The sequence below is a fragment of the Pseudoalteromonas atlantica genome, assembly GCA_007988745.1.
Classification (GTDB): domain Bacteria; phylum Pseudomonadota; class Gammaproteobacteria; order Enterobacterales; family Alteromonadaceae; genus Pseudoalteromonas; species Pseudoalteromonas atlantica.
On sequence record BJUT01000046.1, the window covers coordinates 1 to 20,075 of the forward strand.

A 20,075-nucleotide genomic window follows, 5' to 3' on the forward strand; every position below is an offset into this window, starting at 1 on the left:
GAGCACGATGAGCACGATGAGCACGATGAGCACGATGAGCACGATGAGCACGATGAGCACGATGAGCACGATGAGCACGATGAGCACGATGAGCATAACAACCTAATCGGTGAGCCAAGTCAAATTACTGCGTTTTTAATGGGATTCGACTCGCCTTTATACACATTGCAAATTAGGCGTAATATCAACCAATACAAAAAAGAGCCACTTCTGGCCATTATGCCCACAGTTACTCTAAAAGAGCTGTGGCAAATGCTCGCCATTGTCGAAAAAGTACTCTTACTGTTTTCAGGCGTTATTATATTAGTCAGTTTATTGGGCATGTTGACCACACTACTGGCCAATTTAAATCAACGCCGAAGAGAACTTGCTATATTGCGCTCAGTCGGCGCACGGCCATGGCAGCTATTTACACTAATAAGCATGGAATCGTTATTTACAACATTATTAGGCTGCCTAGTTGGCTGTGGTTTGTATTATGGCGTTATGCTTATCAGTAGCAGCTATTTGCAAAGCCATGCAGGCATAAGCGTTAATATTGCCATGCTCTCTTACTATGAACTCACTTTAATAGGCGTTATTATGGCCGCTGGGTTTATAATTGGCTTAATACCAGCTACCCGCGCTTACTTTTATTCGCTTAGCGATGGTATGAGTATAAAAACTTAACTTTAGGAATTTCATGATACTTTTTAAATCCGCGCTTTATTACTGCATGCTAGTAAGCTGCCTACTTATTAGCTTTGTCAGTAGTGCAAACCCGCCGAAAGAAATTTTTTGGGAAGACTTAATCCCACAAGGGCATGTACAAATAGATACCCAAGCACAAGCTAACCACGAAGGTAGTGAACAAAACTGGGTGCAGCCAGAGTTAGATGCTCCTGTGGTTGAAGCATTAAATGGCCAATCAGTAAGTTTACCGGGGTTTGTTGTCCCACTTGAAGGCGACAGTGAAGTTATTACTGAGTTTTTGCTTGTGCCATACTTTGGCGCGTGTATTCACGTACCACCCCCGCCGCCAAATCAAATCGTTCATGTAACAGTAAAAGGCGGCGTACCCATTGAGAGCCTGTATGATGCGATTGTTGTTACCGGCGTTATCAGTACCGAAACCTGGTCTGGTGAAATAGCCCAAGTGGGCTATAAAATGAAAGCCGTCGGTGTGGCACCGTTTGAGCTATAACACGGCTATTTTTGGCAGTGCTTACAAAACACCGTACTGCGCTGCCCTAGTCTAATTTCTTCAAGTGGCGTTTTACACGTTACGCACGCCTCTCCTTTTCGTCCGTACACTAACAACTGCTGTGCAAAATAACCTGGTTTGCCATCACTTTGGGTAAAGTCTTTAAGGGTTGTACCGCCTTGTGTTATTGCCGCTGCTAGAGTGTCTTTAATAATAGGGATCAGGGTTTGATATCGCTTTAGCGATACTTTGCCTGCTTCGCGTTTTGGGTGTATCCCCGCCTTAAATAACGACTCATTGGCATAAATATTACCTACGCCCACCACCACCGCGTTATCCATAATAAATTGCTTCACGGGGACTTTTTTATTTCGCGATTGCTCGTACACACGCTTTGCAAAAAAATCATCCGTAAGCGGCTCAGGGCCAAGTTTTGAGAGTAACTTATGAACATCCCCTGGTGCTTGCCATAAACAGCAACCAAACCGGCGTGGGTCGTTTAATCGCAGCGCCTTGTCATTACTAAGAACAAACTCAACATGATCATGCTTTTTAAGCGGCTCGCGTTTATCTACAACGCGCAAATTACCCGACATTCCCAAATGTAAAATAGCACTCCCTAATTCGCAGTGCAGCAATAAATACTTTGCACGGCGCTCAATTCGCTCTACCCTCTGCCCTTCTAACTGATAAACATCATCAGGCACAGGCCATCGCATGCTGGCATTATAAATATTTACCTTCGTCACCACCTGTTTTTCTACATGCGGGGTGATCCCCAGTCTACTTACTTCTACCTCTGGTAATTCAGGCATTAATGCAACTCACTTTTTGAAAAATCAACACTTGGAAATAACTGCTTTGCAGTCGCTAAATCAAGCCCCATCACGCGCTGGCTATTTTTTTCCAACAAATAATACTTACCGTTACCTTTGTACAGTAAATAAACCCAAGGTAAGCGCTCACCAGCCAACTCAAAGGTGGCCACGTACAATGGTGAGTTTGGATTAAATACAACAGACTCATTTACCTGCATCAACGCAGCCGTTTGCCAATGGTTAATTAGCTCAGCTAATTGCTGCTGTGATGCATCCCACCTCACTGGCGTATTTTCTTTTAATGCGGTTGTACGCCAACTTGTACCAATACGTTCAATTTTCTGATCAACAAAGCTCAGTGTTAGCACAAAACTTTGTAATGGCAGTACCGGTTGTAATGTAGGCTCGTCTTCGCCCCCTAAAAACTGTTTATGCCAGCCATTTAAAAAGAAGATCATAATCAACATCGAAAAAATAATAACGTTGTTCCAACCTTTGCGGCCCAGTCGCATATTTATACACCCAGTAAATTCAAGATTTTAAAGTGTAACTAAAACTTAATTGCACTGTCTATATGTTAAAGGCCACAGACTTTGGTAGAATATCGGCAAATTTAAAGGAGTTCCGTCAATGTCTATGTATGTAGTGGGCCATAAAATCCCAGATTCAGATTCTATTTGTGGTGCAATTGCACTTGCTTATTTAAAAAACCAAATCGATGAGCCAGCAATTCCAACACGCCTTGGTGAAGTGTCACCAGAAACTCAATTTATCCTAGATAAATTTGGCTTCGAAGCACCGGAGCTTAAATTAAGCTACGCTGGCGAAGATGTATATATTGTTGACCACACAGAAAAAACACAAGCACCAGATGATATCGACCAAGCACGTGTTGTTGGCGTAGTCGATCACCATAAACTAGGCGATTTAACGTCATCTACACCGCTTGAGTGTTGGATCCGTCCGGTAGGCTGTTCAAACACCATTATTAAAATGATGTATGACTTCTACAACGTAGAAATCCCTAAAGATATTGCTGGCATCATGCTATGTGCAATTTTAAGCGATACCGTTATTTTTAAATCGCCGACCTGTACAACGGCTGATATTAAATGTGTAGAAGCACTAGCAGAAATTGCCGGCATTGAAGACTTTAAAGAACTAGGCATGGACATGTTCCGTGTTAAGTCAGCTGTTGAAGACACCCCTGTGCGTGACTTAGTAATGCGTGACTTTAAAGACTTCAACATGAACGGTCACCTAGTGGGCATTGGCCAGCTAGAGGTTATTGACCTTGCAGTGTTTGACGAAATTAAAGCAGACTTAGAAGCCGATATTGCTAAGCTAAAAATTGAAGGCAACCGCCACTCAGTATTTTTACTGCTTACCGACATCATGAAAGAAGGCTCACAAATGCTGATCGCTTCAGATGATGCAAACCTTGTAGAGCAAGCTTACGGTGAAAAGCCGAGCGAAGATAAAGTATGGCTAGATGGCGTATTAAGCCGTAAAAAGCAAGTAGTGCCACCACTACAAGACGTGTTTGCCAAGCTGTAAGCAAAAATAAATATTAAGCACCGCGTTTACCATAAACGCGGTGCTTTTTATTGGTAGGCGTGAAGCTTGCTCACGCAAAAAAGAAAAAGCGTAAATAGATTTTATATCAACGGGCCAGCAAGCAAGGCGCCTATAGATTAATTAAACTACGATGCTAATTTTAGCTGTAGACGAAGAGCTTGCTTACGTTAGAAGCGCAGCTTCTCATGGCTTAACCCCGAGTTTAGCCCCGCGAATTACCTCATACTTTATTCACCGCACTCTTTGCAGTTTATATCTTTAATCATTTTAAATTGCTGTTGCTTTAAGCTCAGCGCATCAAAGCTGATAAACACACTACCTGCAACATGCCCTAGCAGCATATTAAGCGTAAGCTGTGCCTGCATAGAGCCTATAATTCCTAACAGTGGGCTTATTACACCCGCATTACTACAATTTACAGCAGGAGCGGCGTCACTTTTTGCAAAAACACAGCCATAACATGGGCTATTGTTTTGCCTAAAATCAAAGCCCATAAGTTGCCCACGACTTGCAATCGCGGCACCTGCAATTAAAGGCAACTTATGAGTAAAGCAATAACGGTTAACACTGTAACGTGTGGCAAAATTATCAGAGCAATCAAGTACTATGTCGGCATTTTTTAAAAGCTCCCCTGCGTTGTTATCATCGAGCTTTTTACAATGCGTCATTATTTCTATTTGATTATTAAGGCTTGTTAATACTTTGCCAGCAGCCGCGACCTTGTTTTGCCCTAAGTGATTAACTTTATACAGCACTTGGCGCTGCAAGTTAGAAAGCTCAACCGCATCATCATCTATTAAAATAAGTGTACCAATACCTGCCGCAGCTAAATACAAAAGTGCAGGGCTACCTAGCCCGCCAGCTCCCACTACTGCTACTGCGGCTGCTTTAAGTGCTAACTGCCCTTCTAGTCCCACTTCTTTTAATAATAAGTGGCGACTATAACGCAGAGTTTCTTTATCGCTAAGCTTATTCATTAGGCTGATTTATAGCACTTTTTAGCGCACTAATTGCTTCAATATAATCATCCGCTTCACTAATTGCTCGTACAACCGCAACACTGCCTACTCCTGTATTTGCCACCTCGCTTGCGCGGGTTAAATCTATGCCGCCAATGGCAACTGTTGGGTAGCTTTGCATTAATAGCACACACTTTTTAAGTTTATCGAGACCTTGTATCTGGCCGCTCATATCTTTGGTCGTGGTTGGGTAAATAGCACCAAATGCCATATAACTTGGTCGGTAGTTGTGCGCACGTAACATTTCGTAAAAGCCATGGGTAGAAAGCCCAAGCCTTAAACCTGCTTCTTTAATTGCTGCTAAATTAGCGGTTTCTAAATCTTCTTGGCCTAAGTGTACGCCGTAGGCACCGTGCTTTATAGCTAACTGCCAGTAGTCATTTATAAATACGTGAGCGTGGTACTTTTTACCCAGCTCTACAGCCTGCTTAATTAACTCATCAAGCTCAAGGTCGGTTTTATTTTTAACGCGAAGCTGCGCCGTAGTAATACCTTGCTGCAAACATTTATCTAGCCAATCTAGGCTATCGACCACAGCATATAGGCCCAGCTTTTTGCTCTCACAAGGTGCAAAATCAGCCGCCATATTAAATTCAAGCGGCACATCAAAATCAATCTCATCACCAAGCCAGCTGCCAGGCTCTATTACTTGCGGGTAGTCATCTAACTGTGTAGGAAAAGCAGTATGTGCAACAGGGCCTATTCCTTCGCCGTATCTAACTGACTGCTTTAAGCCCTGATTTATATAAGCTTTAGCTAAAATAAAAGCATCTTTTAATGGGTAGTCTTTTGCTAAACACGCGGCAATAACCGAGGCCATGCTACAACCTGTACCATGACTATGAGGGCTTTGAATTTTTTTATTACCAAGCCAATACTCTTCGCCGTTTTGTGTGCAGTAATCTATACAATAACCTGTTGGGTAATCCCAGTGCCCGCCTTTAATAACAACCGCTTTTGCGCCCCAGCTTAATAGCTTTTTAGCAGCGTCTTTCACGGCGCTTGGGCCAATTAAATATACGCCTGTTAATAATTGCGTTTCGTGCGTGTTAGGCGTTATTACATCCACCAGCGGCATTAAGCATTCTTTAATGGCACTTACGGTATCTTCCTCTGTTAATACATCACCACTTGAAGCAATTGCAACGGGGTCGTAAACAATTACAGGCGGTACAGGCCATTTAGCTTTATAATGCGCTATATGCTCGCTTATCAATTGAATTTGCTGCACATTAGCCAGCATGCCAATTTTAATTACTTTGGCTTTCATGTCGCTTTCGAGTGCGAGTAATTGCGATTCAATAATATCGGTAGATACCGCGTTAATGGCCTCTACACCTAAGCTATTTTGCGCCGTAAGCGCGGTAATTGCAGTACAACCATGCACGCCAAAACTTTGCATTGCTTTTATATCGGCCTGAATGCCTGCGCCACCACCTGAGTCTGAGCCTGCAATTGTCCACACTAAATTATTCATACTCTTTATTTCCTTACTGCTGATGCCAAAACGGCATACCCATTGTAGGGGTTGAGGGGGCTGCTAAGTCTTTTTCAGGCATTGCTTTGGCATTATACGCAAAGCGCCCTGCCTCTACCGCGGCTTTAAATGCACGGCTCATCGTAATTGGGCAGCCAGCCCCTGCTATCGCTGAATTTAATAATACCGCATCATACCCTAATTCAAGCGCTTGACAGGCATGCGAAGGCAAACCAAGCCCCGCATCTACAATTAATGTTGTGTTTGGTAAGCGCTCACGAATTGTTTTTAAATTATAACTATTTAAAAGCCCCTTACCGGTGCCAATAGGCGCGCCCCAAGGCATAAGCACCTCACACCCTAGCTCGTTTAAACGCTGGCAAAGCACTAAATCATCGGTGCAGTAGGGTAATACTTTAAAGCCATCATCAATTAATATTTTTGTGGCTTCTAACAATGCGAATGGGTCGGGCTGTAAGTTGTAGTCATCACCTATTAGTTCAAGCTTAATCCAATCGGTTGCAAATACTTCACGGCACATTTTAGCAAGTGTTACGGCTTCTTTTACACTGTGGCACCCTGCGGTATTAGGCAGTATTTTAAGGCCTGTGTTTTTTATAAGCTGCCAAAAGTCATCCCCTGCGGCAGCGCTTTGCTGGCGCCTTAATGACACCGTTACTATTTGCGCGCCAGAGGCTTTTATAGACTCTTCCATCACCGCTGGAGAGGGATAAAGCGCCGAGCCTATTAATAAACGGCTATTTAGTTGCTCGCCATAAATAGTTAAGCAATCGTTACCTTGCATAATGCTACCCACCTTGAATAGGCGATAACAATTCAATGCTATCCCCTTCGTTAATTGTGGTGCTGGCGTGCAGACTTTGTGGAATAAATTCGCCATTTAGTGCCACCGCGAATGGCGGCTTTGCACCAAAATTTTGTAATACATCAACAAGCACTGCACTTTTAATAGTTAGCAGCTCACCATTAATTGTTATAGTCATTTATTACTCACCCTATTTGAGATAACGCATCAGCCACTAAGGCGGGCCCTAACATATAGCCATGACGATATAAGCCATTAATGCTAATTACGTTACCTGTTTTTAAAACCGCAGGGCGGTTATCGCTAAATGCGGGGCGTAACCCGCTTTGAATATTTAACAGCCGCGCTTCGGCAAACCCGCTGTGCACAGTGTAGGCCGCCGAAAGTAGCTCAAGCGTGGAGCGTACTGTTGCAGGGCCGCTATCATCAGACTCTATTTCAGTTGCACCAATTACATACTCATTATTAGGTTTTGGCGCTATATAAATTGGGTAGCGCGGATGCATTAAACGTACCGGCCGCGTTAAATTAACCTCAGGTGCATGTAACCTGGCCACCTCACCGCGAACCCCTCTAAGGGGTTTATCGCCTTTAGCGCCTAAGCCACGACAATCAATAATGTAATCAAACCCGCGGTTATTCACCTCGCCGTTTTGAATGCTAACGCGTTGGTTAAAAACAAACTTAACCTTACGTTTATTAAGCATGGTAAAGCTTGCTCTATAAAAGGCCTGGTTATCTATTTGCCCTTCGCAGGGTAAAAACACACCTTGGTTAAAACGATTAGCTAATTCGGGTTCTAACTGCATTATTTGCTGAGCATTTAACGCCTGCGCGCTGTGCCCTGCTATAGGCTTAATACGCTGACTAAAGCTTTGTAAGTCACCTTTATCTTGCTGGTGCGCCACGACCAGCGTGCCTTTTTGCTGATAAAAAACCTCGCCTTCAAGCTCGCTCACTATCTCTGGCCAGCGCTTGAGTGAATTTAGCCCCATGATGGCTAAATCCGTTTCACACAATACCGACTCAGCAAGCGGAGCAAGCATTGCCGCAGCCACTTTACCGGCACTATTTTGTGTGTGTTCGTCACTGGCTTCAAACACGGTTACATGATGCGACTTACTAAGCTCAAGGGCAGCTAAGCGCCCTGCTAAACCAAACCCCACAACAGCAATGTTGTAAAACATAAAACCTCCTTTTAATAACAGGCTAGCAGCCATAAGCCGCTAACCTGTTATTGGCTTATATTGCTTTGTGGTAAATTTCTGAGCCCGTTTGTTTAAACTCTTCAGATTTCGCTTTCATTTGCGCTTCTACATCAACCATTTTGATCTCAATTGCATCACCAACATTGTTAGGATCGATCCCGCGTGATTCGAGATCTTTTGCGTAATCGCGTACTTCTTGGGTAATTTTCATTGAGCAAAATTTAGGGCCGCACATAGAGCAAAAGTGCGCTACTTTGCCAGACTCTTGCGGTAAGGTTTCGTCGTGGTATTCACGGGCACGCTCTGGGTCTAAACCAATGTTAAATTGGTCGTGCCATCTAAATTCAAAGCGCGCTTTAGATAATGCATTATCGCGCTCTTGCGCGCCGGGGTGGCCTTTGGCCAAGTCGGCCGCATGCGCTGCAATTTTGTAGGTAATTAAGCCCTCTTTTACATCTTCTTTATTGGGCAAACCTAAATGCTCTTTTGGTGTTACATAACACAGCATGGCACAGCCGTACCACGCTATTTGTGCAGCGCCTATACCCGATGTTATATGGTCGTACCCTGGTGCTATATCAGTCGTTAATGGGCCTAATGTGTAAAAAGGCGCTTCGCCACAATGTTCTAATTGTTCATCCATATTGGCTTTAATCATGTGCATTGGCACATGGCCTGGGCCTTCAATAAATACTTGTACATCGTGTTTCCACGCAATTTTTGTAAGCTCCCCTAACGTACGTAGCTCACTAAATTGCGCTTCGTCGTTGGCATCAGCAATCGAACCTGGACGAAGGCCATCTCCAAGCGAAAAACACACATCGTATTGTTTTAAAATTTCGCAAATATCTTCAAAGTGCGTATATAAAAAGTTTTCTTTATGGTGCGCTAAACACCACTTAGCCATAATTGAGCCACCGCGCGATACAATACCGGTTACACGCTTTGCCGTCATTGGCACGTAACGCAGTAATACGCCGGCATGAATAGTAAAGTAATCAACGCCCTGCTCGGCTTGTTCAATTAACGTATCGCGAAATATCTCCCAAGTTAAATCCTCGGCCACTCCGTTTACTTTTTCTAGCGCCTGATAAATTGGTACCGTGCCAATGGGCACAGGCGAGTTGCGTACTACCCATTCACGGGTTTCGTGAATGTAACGCCCAGTTGATAAATCCATTACGGTATCGGCACCCCAGCGGGTAGACCACACCATTTTTTCTACTTCTTCTTCGATTGATGAGCTTACCGATGAATTACCAATATTAGCGTTAACTTTAACTAAAAAGTTACGGCCAACTATCATGGGCTCGGTTTCGGGGTGGTTAATATTATTTGGTAAAATAGCGCGACCGCGGGCTATTTCGTCGCGTACAAATTCAGGGGTAATAAAATCGGGAATACTCGCCCCAAACGATTCGCCTTTATGCTGTGCTGCTAGCCGCTCTTCTCTAATTTGTGCACGGCCCATGTTTTCGCGTATGGCTACGTATTCCATTTCAGGGGTAATAATGCCTTGGCGAGCATAATGCATTTGCGTCACGTTTTTGCCCGCTTTACCACGGCGAATTTTAGGTAAATGATCAAAGCGAATATGATCAAGGCCGTCATCGGCCATACGTTGCTGAGCAAATTGCGAAGTGACCGAGCCGAGCACTTCAGTGTCGTTGCGCTCTTTTATCCACTGTTCACGAAATTTAGGTAACCCCTTACGTACGTCTAACTCAAAGTTAGGGTCGGTATACGGGCCTGATGTATCGTAAACACGCAGTGGATCGTTTGGCTCATACACAGGGTTTTGCTCATCGCCACCAATAAACGTATCGCTTAATGTAATTTCGCGCATACCCACGCGTACACCGCTTTGGCTGCCCTCAACATACACTTTTTTTGAGCTTGGAAATGGCTGACCCGTTAAATTATAAATATAATCTGACGCAGCAGCGCGTGTTTCTCGACGTGTAGACTTATTTGTAGTGTTTGACATGACTTACCTCATTGCTAAAGGGTTGTCTTGTCAGATATTCCATAAGGAATAGAGAAAGATCGTAAAGCAGTGGTTACGCTGCTTTGCGGCCTAAAATGGCTAGTTATTTTGTTGTGCGCATAAAAAAAGACGCACAAGCGTCCCATTTTAGGCAGCTTGTTCCCTACGCAGGTTTTAACCTGATCAGGTTCACGGATCCCGCTTTCGCGATCTCAGCCTTAATTATTTAAGGCACTCCGACAAGTAAAATTATGTTCGTTGATTTGCTATTTTGATCAAATCAGCGTTGAGTGTACGCCAGTTAAAAATTGCCTGCAAGAGGCAGTTTTAAATACTCATGCCACTACTTTGCAATAAATAAAAAAGTTTGATCGCCCTGCATAACTAACTGTGAGCCTTGCATGGTAAGCGTTGCACCTTCTCGTAGCGCTTGTAAAAACTGCTGCTCTAGCTCATCAACGTCTGCTCCGCACGACTTACGCGTCATGCCAAGTTTATTAACGCTAATACTGCTGTCTTTAAGCTCGCCTTCACCAAAAAACTTATTACATCCTGCAAACCCGTTTACTTGCAACGCTTCAATAAAGCTCATTGATGCACTGTAAGAGGCCGGCACAGCTAAACCATCAACCTTTGATAGTTGCCATTGTGTGTACTTTAGCTGCTCAGTGGTCACCGTCCCTGTGGCTGTACAACCAATACATAAACCGATTAAAAGCATCGGTAGTGCTGCTAATTTCATGCTATTTCTAACTAAATATTTAATTACCGTAATAGTAACAATTTTTATGCGGTTTATCCGTTAAAAATGCATGTTTTAAATGTAAATTTTTGTTCTATGATAGTTTAGAGAGTGTTGAACTTTGCAGATTATAACATGTACACAGTAAGGGGGCTTTAATCGCCTTGCTTGATTTGTAACTTAGTAGGCTCGATAACAGCACCTACGCTACCCACTATTTACGATAAACAATCCCACTACCTAGGCGCTGCTATAAAACAAACTAGGTTAAATTTAGCCCCAAAGGTCACAGCCCCTAAAAATTATACCCGCTAATCTTGGGTGTAATTTTTAAATAAATTATCTATTTCGGGAGGTAAAAAAGGGCGCCCTTTTTCATTAACCGAGGTGCCTATAACCTTGGCTTGTAGCATTACTTTGTTGTCGTGTTTACGCACTAAGGTTTGCTTAAACGCAAACTTTATACGGCTTATACGCTCAGGTTCAACTGCTATATAAAATTCATCATCTGGTACAAGCGAATGTTTATAATCAACCTCACTGCGTATCACCACTAAATTAACTTTTTGCTTTGCTAGTAGTGCAAAATCAACCCCATTTGCAAATAAAAACTCATGGCGAGCATGCTCTAAATAATTAAAGTACACACTGTTATTTACAATTCCTTGTAGGTCACATTCGTAATGGCGCACTTTAAAATCAACTTTAAAGGTCATATTAGTAATCCTGATTATTTAACGTATAATCGCTGCGTTATAACACAAGTATTAAAATAATTGCTACCATACGAGTCCCCAAAATGGAGTTAAGTAACCTAATGAACTTACGTTTGTCTTTAATTACTGCGGCGTTATTACCGCTAATTAGTACACCACTTATAGCAAACGCTGATGACAGCGACCTAGAACGAATTGTTGTTACAGGCGACTTTCAACGTGAAAGCATTCAAACATTAAGCGCTAGCGCTAGCCTATTTAGCAAAGATGAAATTAATCAACGTGGTGCAAGTTACTTAGACGAAATGCTAGGTAGTACAGCCAACGTAAACTTTACATCTGGTGCGTCTCGTGGTCGTTATATTCAAATTCGTGGAGTGGGACTTCGTTCACAATTTGTAGATCCAATTAACCCATCGGTTGGCTTAGTTATTGACGGCATTAACTACTCGGGTTTAGGTGGCAGCTCATTATTATTTGATATAGACCAGGTAGAAATTTACCGCGGCCCACAAGGCACTCGCTTTGGTGCAGACGGCATGGCCGGTATGATCCAAATGGAATCAGCTCAGGCAACTGCCGATCCTAGCTTAAAATTACAAGTGGGTATGGGTACTTATAACTCGCGCGAAGCAGGCCTTGCAGCAAGTACTGGATTAACTGACGACACAAGTGCCCGCGTCAGCTACTTTCGCAGAAAATCAGACGGCTACGTAGATAACCTATATTTAAACGAAGAAACTCAACAACAAGATGAGCAAGTAGCCCGCTTTAAATTAAACAGCCAACTTACTGAGCATTTAAACACAGAGTTAAACCTGCACTACATAGATATAAACAACGGCTACGATGCGTTCACGCTTGATAACAGCCGTAATAGTGTAGCCGACGAGCCAGGCCAAGATAATCAACAAAGCTACGCCATTGGTATTAATAATACCTACACAGGCTTTAATGCCTTTGATGTAAGCTTAAACCTTTCAGCTATTGATACAGAGCTACTTTACAGCTTTGATGAAGACTGGGTATGTAACGATGCAAGCGAGCCACAATTATGTGCAGCTGGCCTACACCCTTGGGGTTATAGCTCAACCGATGTATACACGCGTGATCGCGATGATCAATCGGCTAATTTACAATTTAATTCTAAAACAGGTAACTGGGTTGCCGGTGTTTACTATCAAAACCGCGATGTAGATTTAGAGCGAGAATACACTTGGCTTGCAAGTCCATTTGCATCAACCTACGAAACCAGTAACGTAGCTGTTTACGGCCAAGTAGCCACACCTATCGGCCCTAAAACCACGCTCATTACCGGTTTACGTGTAGAGCAATACCAAGGTGATTACACCGACAGCAACGGCTTTATTGAAGAGACTGACGACGTAATGGTAGGCGGTAAAATAGCACTTGAATACCAAGTGATTGACCGTACTATGATCTACACCAGCATTACCCGTGGTTATAAAGCTGGCGGTATTAATTCAGAAGCATTAGCAAAAGCTAAAGATGAAGGCTTAAACCTAGATGCTGATTTTTTCCAGCAGCATACAAGCTTTGACCCTGAATACCTTTGGAGCGGCGAGTTTGGCGTTAAGGGTTCATCGCTTGATGATAAATTTACCCTTCGTTTAGCAGCATTTTATATGTACCGCGACAACATACAGCTAAAAGCATGGCAAGTAGAAGGTCAGCAATTTACAGGCTACGTTGATAACGCAAGCTCTGGTAGCAACTACGGGCTAGAAGTTGAAGGTAGTTACCAACTTACCGAAGATTTATTCTTAACAGGTAGCGCCGGTTACTTAAACACAGAAATTGACGACTTTGTAACGCAATCTGGCTTAAATCAAGACGGTCGTGAGCAAGCGCAATCACCTAAATACCAATACGCATTTAGCGCACGTTACAACTTTACTAATGAGCTGTACGGTATGATTGGTGTTGAAGGTAAGGACGATTACTACTTCTCAGATAGCCATAATTCAAAAGCACCTAGCAGTAATTTAGTAAACCTAAGTTTAGGCTACGAAGCCGACATGTGGGCAGTGCGCGCATGGGCACGTAACGTATTTGACGAAGAAGTACCAACCCGCGGCTTTGAGTTTGGTAACGACCCACTTGATAGCTATGCTACACACACCTACGTGCAATTAGGTGAGCCAAGAGTAGCGGGTATAACGTTTACGTTAGAGCTGTAAGCTGTAAGAAAATAAATATTAAGCACCGCGTTTACAATAAACGCGGTGCTTTTTTATTGGTAGGCGTGAAGCTTGCTCACGCAAAAAGAAAAAGCGTATAGATTTTATATCAACGCGCCAGCAAGCAAGGCGTTTACAATTAATTATTACTTCTTCACTACTGCATGTTTTCTGTGGTGATAAAATTTCTTTAGTTTTTACTTAAAAGAACAATTTTGACCACCGAGGGCGCAGCGCGCTACACTGAGACGTTGTTTGCTCTTCTCCTTCACTTCTCCGTGTTCTCTGTGGTGATAATAATTTCTTAATTACTGATGCACTAGAACAAAACGCTTTTACCACCGAGAACACCGAGGCACTGCCACTACACTGAGAAACACACAAGTAGCAGCGAGTTTATCTCGCGTCTGGCATTTAATACAAAATACGCGGCATAAAGCCGCGACTACAACATGACCCTCTAAAGCGCAGCGCCTCCTAACCTCTTTGTGAAGAAATAACTTAACCCCTATTGCACAAAGAGAATAAAAAGAGGAGTAAATGAGAAAACATAAAAGTAGCAGCGAGTTTACCTCGCGTTTGGGTTTATTGTTTTAACGCGGTATAAATACCAAATGCGCCTACATTAAAAACACAATGTCGTAGGCGTGAAGCTTGCTCACGCAAAACTGCTAATAATCAATACGCGGCATAAAGCCACGCCTGCAGGTAAAGCATCACGCCCTATCTACATCAAACGCGATGACTTCTTTTATTGTATCTTTAGCGGTGGCTAGCATAACTAATCTGTCTATCCCCATAGCAACGCCTGCACATTGCGGTAAGCCGTGCTCAAGAGCGTCGATTAAGCGGGTATCCATAGGCACGTGGTTTAACCCATTGGCAGCGCGATAGGCGTTATCTTCATCAAAGCGCTTTGCCTGCTCTTTAGCATTAGTTAGCTCATTAAAGCCATTCGCTAATTCCATATTTTTATAATAAAGCTCAAAGCGCCCTGCTACGCGGTTATCGTGCTCACAAATTTGTGCCAGTGCCGCTTGCGATGCCGGAAAGTGATACACAAAACACGGCTTAGTTTGCCCAATAGTTGGCTCTATTTTCATACAAAATAACAGCTGCAGTAAGGTATCTTTATTGGTTTCGTTTTTGGCTATATCGGCAAAGCCGTGATCGCAGGCAAGTGTTTGCAATTGTCTAAGCGTAGCTGTTAATGGGTCAAGCGCTAACACTTGCTCAAATGCTTGCTGGTAAGTAAGACGCTCTGCAGGTTCTACATTTAAAATGAGCTGCATTAGCTCATCCATTTCATCCATTAATGCAAACTCATCAAACCCAGGGCGATACCACTCAAGCATGGTAAATTCGGGGTTATGATGGCGTCCCGCTTCTTCGTTTCTAAATGCCTTACAAAGCTGAAATATGGGCCCTGAGCCTGCTGCTAGCAAACGCTTCATTGCAAATTCAGGCGATGTTTGTAAATAAAGAGGCAAGCCACCAGCGTGGCCTGGGCCTACAAACTGTGTATTAAAACTTGCTAAATGCACATCGGTTACACTGGCACTGCTTAAGCTCGGTGTTTCTACTTCCATTACATTACGCGTATAAAAAAACTCACGAATAGTTCTCAGTATGGCTGCACGTTGCTTAAGGGTGTTTATGCTTGCACTAGGTGCCCAAGGTGTTGCTGACATATTTTCTCCAAAAAAAATCCCAGCTTAAGCCGGGATTTTATAAACCGTACTCAAGCTTACTTAACACGGCCTACGTATTCACCGCTACGGGTGTCTACTTTAATTACTTCACCAATTTGTACGAATAATGGAACGCGTACTACTGCACCAGTGCTAAGCGTTGCAGGTTTACCGCCTGTGCCCGCTGTATCGCCTTTAAGACCAGGATCAGTTTCAGTGATCTCAAGCTCAACAAAGTTAGGTGGAGTAACCGCGATTGGGCTACCGTTCCATAATGTAATAGTACATACATCGTTTTCAACTAACCATTTAACGGCATCGCCAAGTGCTTTTTCGTCAGCGGCAATTTGTTCAAATGTTTCGTTGTTCATGAAATGCCAAAACTCACCGTCTGTGTATAGGTACGCTAAGTCGGTATCCATTACATCGGCGCCTTCAACTGATTCACCCGATTTAAAGGTTTTTTCAAGCACCTTACCAGAGATAAGTTTGCGGATACGAACACGGTTAAACGCTTGGCCTTTACCAGGTTTTACCATTTCATTTTCTAAAATACTGCAAGGTTCGCCGTCCATCATAATTTTTAGGCCGCCCTTGAACTCGTTGGTGCTATAATTCGCCATCGTTTCCTCTATTTAATTTTTTTCGAGTAATCTACGTGCCAATGATACAAAGAAATGAAGCAAATTTGCATAAAAACTGGCAAAAAGAATTAGCAAATGTAGTTACCTGCCCAAAAACCTTGCTTGAAATGGTCGGTTTATCGAGCCAAGCCCATGAAAACGACCTAAAAGCCCGCAGTTTATTTCCGGTACGCGTGCCAGTCCCTTTTATAAAAAAAATACGCAAGGGCGATGCAAACGACCCCTTATTGCTACAAGTTATGCCACGCCATCAAGAGTTTTTAACCAAAACAGGTTTTAATAAAGACCCTTTACTAGAGCAAGACAACGAACAGCCAGGGCTTTTACATAAATATAAATCCCGTGTTTTAATTATGTTTAAAACTGGCTGTGCAGTAAATTGCCGTTACTGCTTTAGACGCCACTTCCCGTATCAAGAAAACCAGCTTAATAAAAAAAGCCTGCTTGATGCGCTGAGCTATATAAAATCAGATGCCAACATAAACGAAGTGATTTTAAGTGGTGGCGACCCACTTATGGCCAAAGACGATGCCATTAGCTGGTTTTTAGATGAGCTTGAACAGTTACCTCAAATTAAACGCATGCGAATACACAGCCGTTTGCCTGTTGTTATACCTGCGCGTATTACCGATGAGCTGTGCGCGAGGCTAAAGCAATCACCGCTAAAAATTATATTTATTAACCATATAAATCACGCCAACGAAATAGACGATGAGTTTAAAGCCGCCATGCAAAAGCTAAAGCAAGCAGGCGTAACGTTATTAAACCAAGCAGTTATTTTAAAAGAGGTGAACGATACCGTTGAGGCACAAATAAATTTAAGTGAGGCGTTATTTGATGCCGACGTACTGCCATACTATTTATATTTGCTAGATAAGGTTGAAGGCGCAAGCCACTTTGATATAGAAGAGCCACAGGCAATAAAAATAATGGCAGAACTATTAAAAGCCCTGCCTGGATTTTTAGTGCCTAAATTAGTAAGAGAAATAGGCGGACAAAAAAGCAAAACACCTATCGACCTTAAGTTAGTTTAAACGTATATATTTACATTATTACCCAGTGTTGCAGTAACCGACTGAGCCGGTGATTGCGCACTTGTTGGCTGGGCAGCACCTTCAATTAGTGCAAGTGCTGCTGCGCCATCTGCTAATTGCTGCTTTTTAGACAAAGCAGCGGTATATACTTCACCACCTTGGCCAGAGCTAGACATAGCGGGTAGATTTCCACCTGATATATTCATCGTTATAAGCCTTAATCAACCTGACATTTAAATGTAATCCAAGTACTATATCGGCAATGCAGTACAAAGCTTTAGGAAAACCATGGATTCTATAATTGAACAACTCAACGCTAACTTAAAAATTGTTTATCGCCAAGCACTTGATGCCGACAAAAAACTAGATGAGCTACAGCAACAAGGCCACGGTAAATTTAAAGCCTTGTTCCCAGCTGATGCCGGATTTAGTTTTGAAGCTAAACGCTTTAAGCCATACGTACTTGATGTAGCAGCCGATGTAGAAAGCTTAAGCACAGATGGTTTTGATGAAGAAAAGCTTAAAACAACGGTTATTAAGCTACAACAGTTACTTACCCTGCTCGCTACGTTTAAGTAATAGCGGTAAGCAAGAATAAATATTAAGCACCGCGTTTGCAATTAACACGGTGCTTTTTATTAGTAGGCGTGAAGCTTGCTCACGCAAAATATAAACATAATGTTCCGCCTCTAAAGCGACCCGCTTCTTAACCTTTCAGTGAATAAATAACTTAATACTTTGCACAAAGAGAAGTGAAAGAGGAATAAATGAGAAAACAAGACAAATACTTATTTTAAGCTTTTCTTTCCCTCTAAAGCGCAGCGTCTCTTAATCTTTTTGTGGATTAATTCTTTAATTTTTTGAAAAAGTGGAGTGCAAAGCTAGTAGCAGCGAGTTTACCTCGCGTCGGATATTTTGCATTAATAAATATACGCAGCATAAATTCCAAATGCACCAGCAAGCAATGCGCCTACAATAAATTTAACCTCGGAGCTTGTTTGGGTTGTAGACGTAGAGCTTGCTCACGTTAGAAGCGAAGCTTCTCATGGTTTTAAAATATAATAATAACCACTGCTTTTAAACGCCAGCAAGCTGCGCATCTACCAGGTGGTACTTAACACCTCTGTGATTTCAATCTAAGCAGTGAAGCCTACTCACGCAATACTACCTAATCTAAATTTGCTAAAATTTGCTCGCCAAACCATTCGGTTATTAAGCGTTTTTCATAAAAAAACGGCTCGTCGCGACCCATTTTAATTTTATCCATAAAGCCCATGTCTTTAAGCTCTACATCGTCCTCTTCACTCACTACACTCCCTTTATTATCGCTTAGCGAGTAATTGAGCTTAATGCGCGGAAAATAAATAGGTTTTACTACGCGTATTTCATCCATACCGCCATAGCGTACGTCCCCTGCTAAATCGATATCGGTTATTTCTAAATTTAGCTTGTAGTCTTTTGGCAATTGCTCGGCAAGTTTAGAAAAATGTTTTTCGAACTGAGTAGCAATTTGTTTGTGGTACGACGCTTTACCCTGGCTAGAAGCGCGCACATCGCGGTAGTCTTTAAAATCTTGCCACTTAACTACAGATTCTCCAGCGTGTGCAAATGCAGGTAATGTAATACACATTGCCATAGCGATTGTTTTAACTGAATTCATAGCATTCTCCAAAGGGGCAGTACTAATTATTTAGACTTAGCCCAGTAATAGACCATACAAGTTTAACACTAGTTTATTAACCATTACTTAATTAACCTATTTTAATACGCTTTTAAAATAAAGCATGTAAATAGTAAGAATATATGATGAAATTAAGATAATTGAAAAAAGGTATCCACGGAGCATTCATGGCAATTTTAGTAACAGGCGGCGCAGGCTACATAGGCTCACACACCGTTTTAGAACTTTTACAGCAAGGCAGCGAAGTTGTTGTTGTTGATAATTTAAGTAACGCATCAAAAGAGTCGCTTGCACGCGTAAAGCAAATCACAGGCAAAGAAGCCACGTTTTACCAAGGCGACATTCTTGATAAAGTTTTTTTAGATGCCATTTTTACAAGGCACACTATAGAGAGTGTGATTCATTTTGCTGGCTTAAAGTCGGTTGGTGAGTCGGTAGCTAAACCTGTTGAGTACTATCAAACAAACGTACAAGGTACGCTTACACTTGTAGATGCCATGCGCGATGCAGGCGTATTTAAATTAGTATTTAGCTCATCAGCCACAGTTTACGGCGACCCTGCAAGCTTACCGATTAAAGAAGACTTCCCGGTAGGTGGCACAACTAATCCGTACGGCACATCAAAACTGATGGTTGAGATGATGCTGCAAGATATTGCTAAATCAGATGAGCGTTTTGCATTTGCTATTTTGCGTTACTTTAACCCAGTGGGCGCACATGAGTCAGGCTTAATTGGCGAAGATCCAAATGGTATTCCTAATAACTTATTACCATTTATTGCCCAAGTTGCAGTAGGTAAATTAAAGCAGCTTGCTGTATTTGGTGATGACTACGACACCGTTGATGGCACTGGTGTACGCGACTATATTCACGTTGTAGATTTAGCGATGGGGCATTTAAAAGCGCTTGATAAAATTGCCAACAATACCGGCGCACTTGTATATAACCTTGGCACAGGCAATGGTTACTCTGTACTGCAAATGGTTAACGCCTTTATAAAAGCCAGCGGCCAAGACGTTCCTTATCAAGTATCGCCTCGTCGCCCTGGCGATATTGCTGCATGTTACGCCGCGCCAGAAAAAGCACTTAATGAGCTAGGCTGGGAAGCGGTGCGTGGAATAGATGCCATGATGGAAGACACATGGCGTTGGCAGTCAAATAACCCTAATGGTTATAAAAGTTAATTAAAAAATACTTTATAAATTTTGCCTGTTTCACAAGCAGGCAAATCACCTATAAATAAATTTACTACCGCGCTAATTTTTTAATG

At 42.5% G+C, this 20,075-nt stretch carries 21 protein-coding genes and 1 riboswitch; of the genes, 7 read left to right on the forward strand and 14 right to left on the reverse strand.

What is annotated here, in order from left to right:
• Window positions 1-669, forward strand: a 669-nt coding sequence (locus tag PAT01_RS15705; RefSeq protein ID WP_318299763.1) for an ABC transporter permease, incomplete at its 5' end; no start/stop codon positions are given.
• Window positions 670-682: 13 nt separating this feature from the next.
• Window positions 683-1,183, forward strand: coding sequence for a DUF3299 domain-containing protein (locus PAT01_RS15710; RefSeq protein WP_024033344.1), 501 nt, complete (start codon window positions 683-685; stop codon window positions 1,181-1,183).
• Window positions 1,184-1,188: 5 nt separating this feature from the next.
• Here PAT01_RS15710 and mutM read toward each other — a convergent pair whose 3' ends face one another.
• Window positions 1,189-1,998, reverse strand: coding sequence for a bifunctional DNA-formamidopyrimidine glycosylase/DNA-(apurinic or apyrimidinic site) lyase (gene mutM, locus PAT01_RS15715; RefSeq protein WP_154945788.1), 810 nt, complete (start codon window positions 1,996-1,998; stop codon window positions 1,189-1,191).
• Entirely contained in the window at window positions 1,998-2,513 is a 516-nt protein-coding gene (locus tag PAT01_RS15720; RefSeq protein ID WP_004589064.1) for a hypothetical protein, read from the reverse strand. Before PAT01_RS15720 ends, mutM begins: the two co-directional genes overlap by 1 nt.
• 118 nt (window positions 2,514-2,631) lie before the next feature.
• Here PAT01_RS15720 and PAT01_RS15725 point away from each other — a divergent pair, with 118 nt between their 5' ends.
• Complete coding sequence (locus PAT01_RS15725; protein ID WP_004589063.1) at window positions 2,632-3,558, forward strand: manganese-dependent inorganic pyrophosphatase; 927 nt, start codon at window positions 2,632-2,634, stop codon at window positions 3,556-3,558.
• A gap of 248 nt (window positions 3,559-3,806) precedes the next feature.
• Here the strand turns inward: PAT01_RS15725 and PAT01_RS15730 are convergent, their stop codons facing one another.
• The 8 genes from PAT01_RS15730 to PAT01_RS15765 all read right to left on the reverse strand — a co-directional run bounded on the left by PAT01_RS15730 (window position 3,807) and on the right by PAT01_RS15765 (window position 11,554).
• Window positions 3,807-4,556: a HesA/MoeB/ThiF family protein gene (locus PAT01_RS15730; protein ID WP_154945789.1), complete on the reverse strand. Its 750-nt coding sequence runs from the start codon at window positions 4,554-4,556 to the stop codon at window positions 3,807-3,809.
• Window positions 4,549-6,075, reverse strand: a complete 1,527-nt coding sequence (thiE, locus tag PAT01_RS15735; RefSeq protein ID WP_154945790.1) for a thiamine phosphate synthase — start codon at window positions 6,073-6,075, stop codon at window positions 4,549-4,551. Before thiE ends, PAT01_RS15730 begins: the two co-directional genes overlap by 8 nt.
• Before the next feature lie 13 nt (window positions 6,076-6,088).
• The gene (locus tag PAT01_RS15740) at window positions 6,089-6,880 is read right to left on the reverse strand and encodes a thiazole synthase (protein WP_004589052.1); all 792 of its coding nucleotides are present in this window, start codon (window positions 6,878-6,880) and stop codon (window positions 6,089-6,091) included.
• Window positions 6,881-6,884: 4 nt separating this feature from the next.
• Window positions 6,885-7,079 carry a sulfur carrier protein ThiS gene (gene thiS, locus PAT01_RS15745; RefSeq protein ID WP_054982299.1) on the reverse strand — a complete coding sequence of 65 codons (195 nt, stop codon included), beginning with the start codon at window positions 7,077-7,079 and terminating at the stop codon, window positions 6,885-6,887.
• 7 nt (window positions 7,080-7,086) lie between these two features.
• A complete protein-coding gene (locus PAT01_RS15750) occupies window positions 7,087-8,088 on the reverse strand; it encodes an FAD-dependent oxidoreductase (protein ID WP_138579219.1) in 1,002 nt (333 codons plus the stop codon).
• A 55-nt stretch (window positions 8,089-8,143) separates the two neighbouring features.
• Entirely contained in the window at window positions 8,144-10,096 is a 1,953-nt protein-coding gene (gene thiC / locus PAT01_RS15755; protein ID WP_154945791.1) for a phosphomethylpyrimidine synthase ThiC, read from the reverse strand.
• A gap of 143 nt (window positions 10,097-10,239) precedes the next feature.
• Window positions 10,240-10,345: riboswitch (TPP riboswitch) on the reverse strand.
• A 94-nt stretch (window positions 10,346-10,439) separates the two neighbouring features.
• Complete coding sequence (locus tag PAT01_RS15760) at window positions 10,440-10,838, reverse strand: META domain-containing protein (protein WP_004589048.1); 399 nt, start codon at window positions 10,836-10,838, stop codon at window positions 10,440-10,442.
• A 311-nt stretch (window positions 10,839-11,149) separates the two neighbouring features.
• Window positions 11,150-11,554, reverse strand: coding sequence for an acyl-CoA thioesterase (locus PAT01_RS15765; protein ID WP_004589047.1), 405 nt, complete (start codon window positions 11,552-11,554; stop codon window positions 11,150-11,152).
• A gap of 83 nt (window positions 11,555-11,637) precedes the next feature.
• Here PAT01_RS15765 and PAT01_RS15770 point away from each other — a divergent pair, with 83 nt between their 5' ends.
• Entirely contained in the window at window positions 11,638-13,755 is a 2,118-nt protein-coding gene (locus tag PAT01_RS15770) for a TonB-dependent receptor (RefSeq protein WP_171036121.1), read from the forward strand.
• A 716-nt stretch (window positions 13,756-14,471) separates the two neighbouring features.
• Here PAT01_RS15770 and epmA read toward each other — a convergent pair.
• A complete protein-coding gene (gene epmA / locus PAT01_RS15775) occupies window positions 14,472-15,446 on the reverse strand; it encodes an elongation factor P--(R)-beta-lysine ligase (RefSeq protein ID WP_138579215.1) in 975 nt (324 codons plus the stop codon).
• A 56-nt stretch (window positions 15,447-15,502) separates the two neighbouring features.
• On the reverse strand, window positions 15,503-16,069 hold the full coding sequence (efp, locus tag PAT01_RS15780; protein ID WP_004587956.1) for an elongation factor P: 567 nt from the start codon (window positions 16,067-16,069) through the stop codon (window positions 15,503-15,505).
• A gap of 41 nt (window positions 16,070-16,110) precedes the next feature.
• On the opposite strand from efp, the gene epmB reads away from it, so the two are divergent.
• On the forward strand, window positions 16,111-17,124 hold the full coding sequence (gene epmB, locus PAT01_RS15785; RefSeq protein WP_029773264.1) for an EF-P beta-lysylation protein EpmB: 1,014 nt from the start codon (window positions 16,111-16,113) through the stop codon (window positions 17,122-17,124).
• Here epmB and PAT01_RS15790 read toward each other — a convergent pair.
• Window positions 17,121-17,330, reverse strand: coding sequence for a hypothetical protein (locus PAT01_RS15790; protein ID WP_024031488.1), 210 nt, complete (start codon window positions 17,328-17,330; stop codon window positions 17,121-17,123). The genes epmB and PAT01_RS15790 overlap by 4 nt on opposite strands.
• A gap of 82 nt (window positions 17,331-17,412) precedes the next feature.
• Between PAT01_RS15790 and PAT01_RS15795 the strand changes: the two genes are divergently transcribed.
• Window positions 17,413-17,703: a hypothetical protein gene (locus PAT01_RS15795; protein WP_004587953.1), complete on the forward strand. Its 291-nt coding sequence runs from the start codon at window positions 17,413-17,415 to the stop codon at window positions 17,701-17,703.
• A 589-nt stretch (window positions 17,704-18,292) separates the two neighbouring features.
• Here the strand turns inward: PAT01_RS15795 and PAT01_RS15800 are convergent.
• A complete protein-coding gene (locus PAT01_RS15800) occupies window positions 18,293-18,784 on the reverse strand; it encodes a DUF3016 domain-containing protein (RefSeq protein WP_096041145.1) in 492 nt (163 codons plus the stop codon).
• 188 nt (window positions 18,785-18,972) lie between these two features.
• Between PAT01_RS15800 and galE the strand changes: the two genes are divergently transcribed.
• Window positions 18,973-19,989, forward strand: coding sequence for a UDP-glucose 4-epimerase GalE (gene galE, locus PAT01_RS15805; RefSeq protein ID WP_064386952.1), 1,017 nt, complete (start codon window positions 18,973-18,975; stop codon window positions 19,987-19,989).
• Window positions 19,990-20,075: the final 86 nt, after the last annotated feature.

Excerpts from the sequence above, each read along its gene's own strand:
- PAT01_RS15710 (WP_024033344.1), top strand. The coding sequence starts at position 683 with ATGATACTTTTTAAATCCGCGCTTTATTACTGCATGCTAGTAAGCTGC.
- mutM (WP_154945788.1), bottom strand. The coding sequence starts at position 1,998 with ATGCCTGAATTACCAGAGGTAGAAGTAAGTAGACTGGGGATCACCCCG.
- PAT01_RS15720 (WP_004589064.1), bottom strand. The coding sequence starts at position 2,513 with ATGCGACTGGGCCGCAAAGGTTGGAACAACGTTATTATTTTTTCGATG.
- PAT01_RS15725 (WP_004589063.1), top strand. The coding sequence starts at position 2,632 with ATGTCTATGTATGTAGTGGGCCATAAAATCCCAGATTCAGATTCTATT.
- PAT01_RS15730 (WP_154945789.1), bottom strand. The coding sequence starts at position 4,556 with ATGAATAAGCTTAGCGATAAAGAAACTCTGCGTTATAGTCGCCACTTA.
- thiE (WP_154945790.1), bottom strand. The coding sequence starts at position 6,075 with ATGAATAATTTAGTGTGGACAATTGCAGGCTCAGACTCAGGTGGTGGC.
- PAT01_RS15740 (WP_004589052.1), bottom strand. The coding sequence starts at position 6,880 with ATGCAAGGTAACGATTGCTTAACTATTTATGGCGAGCAACTAAATAGC.
- thiS (WP_054982299.1), bottom strand. The coding sequence starts at position 7,079 with ATGACTATAACAATTAATGGTGAGCTGCTAACTATTAAAAGTGCAGTG.
- PAT01_RS15750 (WP_138579219.1), bottom strand. The coding sequence starts at position 8,088 with ATGTTTTACAACATTGCTGTTGTGGGGTTTGGTTTAGCAGGGCGCTTA.
- thiC (WP_154945791.1), bottom strand. The coding sequence starts at position 10,096 with ATGTCAAACACTACAAATAAGTCTACACGTCGAGAAACACGCGCTGCT.
- PAT01_RS15760 (WP_004589048.1), bottom strand. The coding sequence starts at position 10,838 with ATGAAATTAGCAGCACTACCGATGCTTTTAATCGGTTTATGTATTGGT.
- PAT01_RS15765 (WP_004589047.1), bottom strand. The coding sequence starts at position 11,554 with ATGACCTTTAAAGTTGATTTTAAAGTGCGCCATTACGAATGTGACCTA.
- PAT01_RS15770 (WP_171036121.1), top strand. The coding sequence starts at position 11,638 with ATGGAGTTAAGTAACCTAATGAACTTACGTTTGTCTTTAATTACTGCG.
- epmA (WP_138579215.1), bottom strand. The coding sequence starts at position 15,446 with ATGTCAGCAACACCTTGGGCACCTAGTGCAAGCATAAACACCCTTAAG.
- efp (WP_004587956.1), bottom strand. The coding sequence starts at position 16,069 with ATGGCGAATTATAGCACCAACGAGTTCAAGGGCGGCCTAAAAATTATG.
- epmB (WP_029773264.1), top strand. The coding sequence starts at position 16,111 with ATGATACAAAGAAATGAAGCAAATTTGCATAAAAACTGGCAAAAAGAA.
- PAT01_RS15790 (WP_024031488.1), bottom strand. The coding sequence starts at position 17,330 with ATGAATATATCAGGTGGAAATCTACCCGCTATGTCTAGCTCTGGCCAA.
- PAT01_RS15795 (WP_004587953.1), top strand. The coding sequence starts at position 17,413 with ATGGATTCTATAATTGAACAACTCAACGCTAACTTAAAAATTGTTTAT.
- PAT01_RS15800 (WP_096041145.1), bottom strand. The coding sequence starts at position 18,784 with ATGAATTCAGTTAAAACAATCGCTATGGCAATGTGTATTACATTACCT.
- galE (WP_064386952.1), top strand. The coding sequence starts at position 18,973 with ATGGCAATTTTAGTAACAGGCGGCGCAGGCTACATAGGCTCACACACC.